The following is an 11,514-nucleotide window of genomic DNA, read 5'->3' as shown; positions in this document are numbered from 1 at the left end:
CTCATCAGTGTAACATTTCCAAGTTATTTAAATATCATGATAAGGTAGGATTTGAAAATTGAAAATGGACAATTGACGATGATGGAGATTTTTCTTCGTGATGTTCAGAAAAATTTATGATTGGTAAGTAGTTTTTTATCTTAGATTTTTCGTAGAAAAATCAACCTTAACTTTCAACTCTCCACTTTCAATTTTCAACTTCAAAAAAACGTGATAAGATTTATTATTAAATTAGTGTTAATATTTTACAATATATGTTTACAATTATTGTAAAAGTAGTATAATGATGCTAAGATATCAAGTGAATGCTAATTTAAAGAAAATCTATAGTTAAAAATGTATTTTTAAAGATATAATTGGAGGGATTATGATGAGGGAAGCACAGAAAAAATTTTTAGGTGTGGCTTTAGTTGCGAGTTCAATTAGTGGGATAGTTGCTCCATCAGTTGTAGCAATGGCAACAGTAATTGAAGATGAGGAAAAGGCAACTCCAGACCAATTAAAATCAGTTATTAATGAGTACAGTGTAAAGCTAGATAAGAACCCTATATTTGCAAATTATCATAGGGTACTGTATGCAGCAGAAAGATTGGCTCAGTATGATGAACAATATTCAAAAGATACTTTAAGTAGTATTGCAAAATATGATAGTAAAGTATATACAAAGGATATTGTTAAACTTGTTGATAAGATGAATGAGTTTTCAATGTCTAAGGAAATGAAGATTTATGATGAATTGGTAAATGATGATATACCTTCATTTGCAAAGATAGATAAAGAAAGTGCAGATTATTTATTAGGTAGATTAGATGCTTGGGGTAATGGGATAGTTTTTGAAGTAGATAAAAATTACTCAAAGGCAACAGATGAAATCGTTAAAGTTAATACATTAAGAGAAAAAGATAAGCTTGAAGAAGCATTAGATCAAGTAGAAGTTGCTAAAAAAGCTATAAAGAATATAGTTACTTACAAAATCAATGGAGAATATTTAGAAGGAAAACTTAAGATAGAAGAAAATAAAGTTAAAGATGATATGGCTGAAAGAGATTTATATGTAAGAAAAGTAACTGTTAATAATGGAAGGGAAATAGAAGTTAAGTTTAATAAATCTGTAAGTCAAAGTTCAGCTGAAGATACAGAGAACTATTCATTTAATTCTGCTAATTCAAGTTCTAAGGATATAGGTATTGAAGAAGCTGAATTACAAGATGATGATTGTACAGTTATTTTAAAAATTAAAAGTGGATTAAATACAAATAGTGATGCAAAGCATATGGTTTCTATCGAAAAGGTAATGACAAATGATGGAACAGAAATGAAGGATTATTATGAAATATTAAATCTTTATGATGATGTTGCTCCAGAAGTAGATAATATTAAGTATATTGATGATAATAGAATAAGAATAAATTTCTCTGAACCTATTAATATTGAAGAGGATGATTTATCTGCAAGTGTTAAGATAAAACTTGACGGAGCAAAGGTAAATATAAGTAAAAAAGCATTTAAACTAGATGATGATAAGAAATATATTCAAATAGATTTATCTAAGACTGGTATAGATAGAAATAATAAAAGATATACCATAGAGATTGATGGAGTATCTGACTATGCTGGAAATTCATTAGAAAAGTATAAGGATGATTTATTAGTAAAGAAGGATAATGAAGATCCTGAAGTTACTGAAATAAAAGCATTATCTAAGAATGATTTTAGAGTTGAGTTTAATGAAAAAATATATAATGATAAATTTAGGGTTATTGTGGACGGAAAAGAAATAACCTTAACTAAGGGTTCAAATCTTAAAATTGTAGATGAAGATGAAGATGATATGGTTGAGGCAAAGTATGATATTACTTTACCAACAAGTACATCAGAAGGACGTAAATTAATAACAGTATATGATTATAAAGATTTATATGAAAATGAAGGAGATTCTGCTACAGAGGAAGTTTACTTTGAAGCACAACATCCAGTATTAGAGGACACCACACCGAAATTAAAAACAACTAAAGATAGGAGATATCAAGTATTTACTTTTGATAGAGATGTTAATGTAGGTGAAAATGAAAAGGATAGGTTAATTGAAGTTAAGCATGTTGATAGTGATGGAGTAACTAAAACTGATAAGGATATAAAACTAGTAGATGAAGATAATAACGATGCAGATTTAGAAAGCAATGAAATAGCATTAGATATAACAAAATTAGAAGAAGGAAAATATACCTTTGACTTTGAAACAAGAAATGTAGTTGATCATTATGGTCAAAAGATAGAAAAAGTAAGCTTGAAGTTTAATAATAATACTAATGATAAAACAGGTAAAGTACTTGATGTAATACCAAATGATCCAAAGGAACAACCTGATGAGAGTGATAAACAAAAGGCATTAAATAAGGTAATAGTTGAGTTTGATAAAGAAGTTGGTGAAGATGCTAAAAATGAGAGGAAATACACTATAGATAATAGACAAGTGTTTGAAAAGGCTGTTTTTGTTGATGATAAAATGCATGTTGAGTTAACTCTTAAGAAGGATGCTTTATCTAATACTGGTAAGAAAACATTTAGAGCAGAAGGAATAAAAAATGTTAAGGACTATGATAAGAAATTAGAGTTTAAAGACAATACTAAACCAGAAGTAACTAGAGCAGAGAAAACAGGTCTTAATACAATTAAGCTTATTATGTCAGAGGAAATTAAAAAAGGTGTTACTATAAATAAGGATGATATAAAAGTTAAGGTTGAGGGAAATACTTTAGAAAATGATATAAAGGTTACAGGTCAAGGAACTGATGTATTAATTATAACTTTAAGTAAAGAGGACACTTTAAGAAGTTCTAGGGATGAGGTAACTCTTGAAATATTAGATGATAACAGAATATCTGATGAAGCAGGAAATATTGTAGAATCAGGAATCATAGATGATGTAGAGGTCAATCTTGATGATATGTTGGTTACAGCTATAAATAAGGTAGAAGTTTTAAAAGATGCATGTGCAAAAGATTTATCTGATTCTAAAAATTTAGAAGATGCAAAAAAATCTAGACAAGATGCACAAAATGCCGTTAATGACCTTAAAAATTCCCCTGATAAGACTAATTTACAAAATGACATAGATGAGCAAAGTAAAATAATTGATGCCAAAGATACTGGTAATAAGTTAGATGAGGCAATTAAAAATATAGGAGAAGTAACTATAGACAACAAAAATAATACAAAGAATTTAACAGAGATATTAGAAGAAAAAGCTAATAATGAAACTACAGTAAGCTCAATAAATAGTGTGGATACTAAGTTAGAGGGGGTAGTTGCTAAGGATGGTAAAATAACACCACCAGCTACAGAAAATAAAAGTGGTGAAGTTAATGTTACTTTAAAAAATGGTGATACAACTAAAACAGTAACAGTTAAAGTAATAGTTAATGAAACAACAGTTCCAACTATAGGAAATGAAGCAACTTATAAAGATGGTGTAATAACTATAAAAGCTAGTGAAGCTTTAAGTCCATTACAAGAGGGAGATATAGTTGTAGATGCTACTAATGTAGGTGATTTCAAAGATAACCCAGCAGTTTTAGATAAAGAAGATTATACAGTAACATTAAATAAAGAAGATAATAGTAAGATAAATGTGACACTTAAGCAAAGTGGTTTAGATAAACTTAAACCAAGTGACAATTGTAAGGTTAAGGTAATAGTACAAAATACAGTTAAAGATTTAGCTGGTAATACTTTGAAAGAAAATAAAGAGGTAATAGTTAATATAAAAGATGAAACTGCCCCAATTTTAAAAGAAATTAAATGTGTAGATGCTAACAATGTAGAAATTAAATTTAGTGAGTCGCTTGATAAAACTAAATTTGAAGGCGAAGGATTAAAAGGATTTTCAGCAAAAAATTCAGGTGAAACAGAAGAGTTAATTACTAAAGTAGAGATATCAGATGATGGGTTAACAGTTACACTTACAGGAAGTAAATTTGAAGCAGGAAAAACAACTGTATCATATACAAAAGGAACTGTTAGTGATAAAGCTGGAAATCAATTGGATAGTTTTCAACAATCAATAAAGTAATTAAAGGTGACAATAATTCATTGAAATATACACTAATTGTGTAAAGTTGAGCGAGAATTAAGAATGAAATAACTTAATAAAAATTAAAAGCATAGTCAAAAATGGCTATGCTTTTTGTTTACCCAAAATGTTTTGATACTCTCAATCATGAATTTATAATGGAAAATGTGAATGAAAGAATTAGTGATTAAAATAATAAGAGGCTTTCTCGAATCGTGAATATTAGAAGATGATGTATTTAGTATTTAAAGTAAATATTATTTTAGGTTGAGAATAAGTTCATTGAAAATATATTATGATGATGCTAACCTATAAATAGTATTTTTGTTTTATAAAAACTATAGTGAAAGTTTATTGTAAACATATATTTTGGAGGGGTTAGGGTGAAGAAACAAGAGAAAAAACTTTTAAGCATTGCTTTGATTACAACTTCAGTTAGTGGAATAGTTGCTCCATTACTTACAGCAATGGCAACAGTAGTAGAAGATGAGGAAAACGCAACAGAAGAACAATTAAAATCAGTTATAAATGAGTATAGTATTAAGTTAGAGCAAAATCCTATATTTGCAAATTATCATAGAGTAAGGTACGCAGCAGAAAGATTAGCAAAATATGATGAGCAGTATGCTAATAATATTTTAAATAGTATTGCAAAATATGATAGTAAAGTATACACAGAGGATATTATTAACCTTGTAGATAAGATGAGTAAATTTGCAGAATCTAAGGAAATGAAAATTTATGATGACTTGATAAATAATGATATCCCTTTATTTGAAAACACAGATAAAGAAAGTGCAGATTATTTAATGAGTAGATTAGATGTTTGGGGTAAAGGTGTAGTGTTTGAGGTTGATCCCAATTATTCAAAGGCAACAGATGAGATCATTAAGGTTAATTTATTAAGAGAAGAGGACAAGCTTCAGGAAGCATTAAATCAAGTAGAAGTGGCAAAAGAAGCTATAAAACATATAGTTACATATAATATAAATGGAGAATATTTAGAAAGAAAACTTAAAATAGAAGAACATAAGGTTGAAAATGATATAGCTGAAAAAGATTTGTATGTAAGAAAAGTATCACTTAATAATGGTAGAGAGATAGAAGTTAAGTTTAATAAAGGGGTAAGCGAAAGTTCAGCTGAAGATATAAATAATTACTCATTTAAATCTATTAATTCAAGTTCTAAAGATATAAATATTGAAGATATTCAGTTACAACAAGATGGTTGTACAGTTATTATAAAAGTTAAAGAGGGCTTAAACTCAAATATTAATGCTATGCATATTGCATCTATTAAAAATATAATTACAAATGACGGAAAAGAAATGAAGGATTACTATGAAATACTAAATATTTATGATGACCATGCACCAGAGGTAGAAAATGTTAAGTATATTGATGATAATAGAATAATGGTGGATTTTTCTGAACCTATCAATGCTACAGAAGATGATATATATTCAAGTGTTAAGATAAAATATGAAAAAGCAAAAATTCCTCTTAGTATATATGCATTTGAATTAGATAAAAATAAAAAATATTTTATTTTAGATTTATCGAAAACTAATATAGATAGAAATGATAAAAATTATACATTAGAAATTGATGGATTAACTGATTATGCTGGAAATTTATTAATAAAATATAGTGATGACTTATTAATAAAAAAAGATAAGGAAAACCCTAGGGTTAATAGTATAACATCAATATCTAAGAATGTTTTTAGAGTTCAGTTTAGTGAAAAAATATATGATGATATATTTAAGGTTATGGTAAATGGACAAGAATTAGTTTTAAAAAAGGGTGAGAATTTACAAGTTATAAATGAAGATGATGATAATGTTATAGAGGGACAATACGATGTTACTTTACCTAAAAGTTTATCAGGATTATATAACTTAATAACTATATATGATTATAAAGATTTATATAAAAATAAGGGAGACTCTATTACAAAGGAAGTTTATTTTAAGGAACAACATCCAGTATTAAAGAACACTACACCAAGGTTAAAGATGACCTTAAGTAAGACATACCAAGTCCTTACATTTGATAAAGATGTTAATTTAGGTGAAGCTGAAGAAGATAGAATTGTTCAGGTTAAACATACTAATAGTGATGGGGTAACCATAACTGATAACATACCTTTAGTAGATAAAAAGGATTTAGATGCAAAATTAGAAAATAATGAGATTGGGTTAGACATAACAAATTTAGAAGAAGGAAAATATACATTTGATTTACAGCCAAGAAATATAGTTGATAATTATAATCAAAACATAGAAAAGATAAGCTTAAAATTTTATAATAGTACTCAATATAAAACAGGTAAAGTAATTAATGTAATACCCAATGATCCAGATAAACAGTCTGATGAAAAACATAAGGAAAATGCATTAAATAAAGTAATAGTTGAGTTTGATAAAGAAGTTGAAGATGATGCAAAGAATCCGAATAAATATACCATAGATAATAAACAAGTATTTAAAAAAGCTATATTTATTGAAGATAAAAAACATGTTGAGTTAACTCTTAAAAAGGATGCATTATCTACTAGTGGTAAGAAAAACTTTAAAGTTCAAGGAATAAATAATGTTAAAGATTATGATAATGATATAGATTTTAAGGACAATACTAAGCCAAAAGTAGAGAGGGTAGATAAAATTGGTCTCAATACAATAAGAATTGTTATGTCAGAGGATATTAAAAAAGATATTACTATAAATAAGGATGATATAAAGATTAAAACTGACGGAAATAATTTAAGTAATGATATAAAAGTTACAGGTCAAGGAACGGATATTTTATTTATAACTTTAAGTAAAGAAGATACTTTGACAAGTTCTAGGGATAAAGTAACCCTTGAAATATTAGATGATAACAGGATATGTGATGAAGAAGGAAATAATGTGGAAGTAGGCATCATAGAAGATGTAGGCATTAACCTTGACAGTTTATTAGTTGAGGCTATTAATAAAGTAGAGGATTTAAGAAATGCATGTAAAGAAGATTTAGCTGTTTTAGAAAATTTAGACAAGGCAAAAAAGGCCAGAGAAGCTGCACAAAAAGCTGTTGATGACCTTGAAAATTCTCCCGATAAAATTAATTTGCAAAATGAAATAAATGAGCAAAGTAAGATAATAGAGGAATTTTATTAGAGAGAACTATAAGAAAGTCACAAGTAAAAAATAAGCTCATGTGGGTACGCCACATGAGCTTATTTTTTTACTCCAACTTGTCACTTGTCATTAAAAGGGCATAGCCTTTTTCATATTATTATTACCACCTGAATAAATATTCATTCTGTACTGTTTAGTCAGTGAATATTACAAATTATTTTTAATAGGTACTAAAAAAGTAATAGAGAAACTATATATTAATAATGAGATTATTAAATTGAAAAAATTCATTTTTGTACTGCTGGGTATAAAAGATTTTAAGAAAATATGAATATGAAAAATATTAAAATGTTAAATTTAATAAAAATATTCATTAAAAACATGGTTTTTATAAAAAAATAAAGGTGAATTTGAATAAATAAATAAAAAAGTTAACTAAATATATACAATAAATATCATTGAAAGTTTTCTCAAAATTTAGTAAAATGAATTTATGGAAGTTATTTGAAGGGTAAGTGGGAAAATAACCAAGTTATATTATGGAAATTTATTCATGTTTTTTAATTAGCCTAATAAATAAAATATATATTTTTAAAAATACATTTTTCTTTAAAATTGGAGGGGTTATTTTATGGGGACTAGACAAAAAAAATTATTGAGTGTTTTCTTGACTGTAAGTTCTATTATGGGCATAGTTGCGCCAGGAATTAATGCTAATGCAACACCTATAGAAGATGAATCAAATGCTACAGCAGAAGAGTTAAAGGAAGTAATAAAAGAATATAGCGAAAAATTAGCTGAAAAACCTAACTTCGCAAATCATCATAGGGTTAATTATGCTGCTGAAAGACTTGAAAAATATGATGCAGAAGCTGCAGCAAGAGCAAAGGAATTTATTGCACAATATGATAATCAAGTATTTACAAAAGAAGTAGTTGAAGTAATAACTAAAATGGATACCTTTTCAACAACAAAAAACATGCAATTATTTGATGATTTATTAAATATAGATATACCAGCACTTGAAAAGATAGACGTTGAAAGTGCTGATTATTTAAAGAGCAGATTAGATGTCTGGGGACAAGCAGTTGTCTTTGATGCAGATCCAAATTACGTAAAGGCAACTGATGAAATAATAAAGGTTCAGACTTTAAGAGAAGAAGGAAAACTTGAAGAAGCCTCAACTCAAGTAGGAACAGCTAAAGAGGCTATAGGCAAAATAGCTACCCTAGAATTAAATGGACCATATCTAGAGGCAAAGCTTAAAGTTCAAGAAGATTTAGTTAATGAAGAAATAGCAAAACAAGATTTATATGTAAGAAACGTAGAGGCTGATAATGCAAGAGAAATTATAGTTACGTTTAATAGAGACATTACATCTCACACTGGAGAAAATGCAGATAACTTTGAAATTACAGCCGCAAACTCTGATGCCAAAGATGTAAGTATAGTTGCAGCAGAATTAAATGATGATAGAAGTGTTTTATTAACTGTATCAGGATTAAATAATAATGAAAATGCAAAATATCTTGTTAAGGTTAAGAATGTTGCAACAAAAGAAGAAACTGAAATGAAGGATTATGGAGAAATACTTAATTTATATGATAATACAGCTCCTAAAGTAAAATCAGTTGGATATTCAGAAAGTGATAAAGAACTAACGGTAAAGTTTACAGAACCAATAATGAATAAAGCTGATTACCCTAACACTATAAAACTTAAAAGTGATGGGGCTACAATTTATATAAATAAGGATCAGTTTACTAAGAAAGCAGCTAAATGTATAATAAATGTAGATTCTCTTAATTTAAAAGAAGATAAAAAATATTCAATAGAAGTAGATGGATTAACAGATTTTGCAGGTAATGCATTAACTAAATATGTTGGGGAGATAGAAATAAAAAAGGATAATGAAGATCCAACATTAAATGGTATAGATGTTTTATCAAAGAATGTATTTAAGGTTTCATTTAATGAAGCTATTAAAAACAATGATTTTAAGGTATTAGTTGATGGTAAAGAAAATGCAGCTGAACTAATAGATACAAATGAAGATGACTATGAATATGAATTTAAATTATTAGATGTTCCAGAGAATTTTGAAGGAAATAAAATTATAACAATTTATGGTTATGAAGATGTGTCTGGCAATAAGGGAGACAGTGTTACTAAGGAAGTTAAATTTGAAGCTAAACATCCAGCATTAGATATTGATAGTCCAGATGCAGAAATTAAGATTTTTGGAGAGTTAAGGTATGCAGTATTTACATTTGATAGAGATTTAAAGAATGATAAGGGAAATGATATTAAGATTGAAGTTAAACATGAGGATAAAGATGGTATAACTATTACTGACAATGTTTCTCTTTTATATAATGGTACTCTTGAAGATATAGATGCAAATCAAATAGCTTTAGATATAACTAATTTAGATCAAGGGAAGTATAGGTTTGATCTAGAGTCATCAGATATTATAGATAAATATGATCAAAAGATAGAAAAAACAAGTTTGACATTCAATAATAATACTAGTGGAAAGACTGCTAGGGTAACTAGTGTCCAACCAAATGACCAAAAGAAAGATGAAGATAAGGTAATAGTTAAATTTGATACAGATCTTGGAGCTGATGCTAAAGAGCCTTCAAATTATACAATAGATGGTGTTCAAGTATTTGAAAGTGCTATTTTTAAAGAAGATAAAAAGACAGTTGAATTAACACTTAAAGAAGGTTGGATAACAACTACTGGAAATAAGACTTTTAGAGTAAATGGATTGAAAAATGTAAAATCTTATGAAGAAGTATTAGAGTTCCAAGAAAATGTTAAACCGGAAATCTCTAAGGCAGAGGTTGTTTCATATAATAAGATAAAATTATCAATGTCAGATGTAATTAGTAGTGAGTACACTATTGATAAAAATGACTTGAAAGTTAGGGTTAATGATACAAGCGTACAAGGAGACATAGTAGTTACAGGACAGGGTACGGACACTTTGATGATAACATTAAGTCCAGAAGACAAATTAAGAAATTCTGATGATAAGGTAACTATTGAAGTATTAGAGGATAATACTATATCAGATTTGTATGGAAATACTGTAAAGTCAGGTCTTATAGGAAATGTTGAGGTTAAACTTGATAGTTTATTTGATACAGCTTCAGCTGAGGTAGATAAATTAAAGGATCAATGTGATAAGTTAATTGATGATAAGATAACTGATTCAAAAGATGTTCTTAAGGCGGCTGAGGATCAATTAGTTAAGGCTAATAATGCTGTTAAAGAATTAGATGAGAATTCAGTAGATAGAAATAAGCTACAAGACAGAATAAAGACAGAAGAAAATAGAATAAATGTATTTAAGACTAAAGTAGCAATAAATGATTTAAAATTAGCTTGTGATAAGTTAACTGATCCAGTAGTAACTGAACCTTTTGCGGATGCAGAAGCTAAACTTAAAATTGTTGATGCCAACATTAAAGTGTTAAAGGATGCTTCAGTTGATACAACTAAACTAGAGGAAGACCGAAAAGTTCAAAGTGATAGAATTGAAGAGTTTGAAGTTAAAGTTGCTAAGAATGAATTAGTAGTTGGTAATTTAATAATTGAAACAGTAGAAAGTAAAGAGCAAGTTACAAAGATAAAAGATCATAGTAATGGAGCTACTTATGTTTATTCAGTTTCAGAAAATAGCAGCCTAGCTACAGTAGATGATAAGGGTAATATTCAAATAGTTAGACCAATAGATAAGGATTCTGTTGAGATTGAAATAACAGTTACTATTTCTAAGGGAAACAACACTGATACTAAAAAATTTACTCTTACAATACCAAAGGACATTAGTAATCCTATAATAATAGTATAAAACGAATCTTCATTCAGTGGCGTTTTTTACTATGTCAATATTAGATAAGTTAATATAGGGAAGTAACAAACTTGTACAAGTTACAAGTTAAGAGTTGAAAGTTACAAGAACTTGTCACTACTTTAGTTTGGTTACTTAAGTAATATATTTTTAATTCAATAACAAGTATGTTTTATAAGAGCATAATCTTTTAGATTGTGCTCTTATGTTTTTTAATTTTTACAATAGTTAAAGAAATGTCTTTATGTTATAATTGATATATGTTTTATGATTTAGAAGTTTATAATTAAGTTGAATCCAAAATTAATTCTAAATATGTGGATAAATATATTTAGTGGCAAGTTGCAAGTGACAAGTTGCGGATAAATCTTCTTAGGAAGATTTTAAAATTAAAAAAATGTAATTAAAGAAAACCTGTGGTTTTCAACCATAACTTTCAACTTTCCAATCTCAACCTT

3 protein-coding genes are annotated in these 11,514 nt (G+C 27.7%); all 3 read left to right on the top strand.

Translation table 11 applies throughout. The features are described from left to right. The first annotated feature begins 370 nt into the window (after nt 1-370). Entirely contained in the window at nt 371-4,072 is a 3,702-nt protein-coding gene (locus tag BM119_RS02700) for an Ig-like domain-containing protein (RefSeq protein ID WP_090038664.1), read from the top strand. Nucleotides 4,073-4,455: 383 nt separating this feature from the next. Beyond that, on the top strand, nt 4,456-7,233 hold the full coding sequence (locus tag BM119_RS02695) for a hypothetical protein (RefSeq protein ID WP_090038663.1): 2,778 nt from the start codon (nt 4,456-4,458) through the stop codon (nt 7,231-7,233). Between the two features lie 592 nt (nt 7,234-7,825). Further along, entirely contained in the window at nt 7,826-11,056 is a 3,231-nt protein-coding gene (locus BM119_RS02690) for a hypothetical protein (protein WP_090038661.1), read from the top strand. Nucleotides 11,057-11,514 lie beyond the last annotated feature (458 nt).

It is taken from the genome of Clostridium frigidicarnis, assembly GCF_900111985.1.
In the GTDB taxonomy this organism is placed as follows: Bacteria; Bacillota; Clostridia; order Clostridiales; family Clostridiaceae; genus Clostridium_Z; species Clostridium_Z frigidicarnis.
Note: the sequence above shows the minus strand (reverse complement) of the source record. Positions and strands in the feature narration are given on the sequence as shown.

Excerpts from the sequence above, each read along its gene's own strand:
- BM119_RS02700 (WP_090038664.1), top strand. The coding sequence starts at position 371 with ATGAGGGAAGCACAGAAAAAATTTTTAGGTGTGGCTTTAGTTGCGAGT.
- BM119_RS02690 (WP_090038661.1), top strand. The coding sequence starts at position 7,826 with ATGGGGACTAGACAAAAAAAATTATTGAGTGTTTTCTTGACTGTAAGT.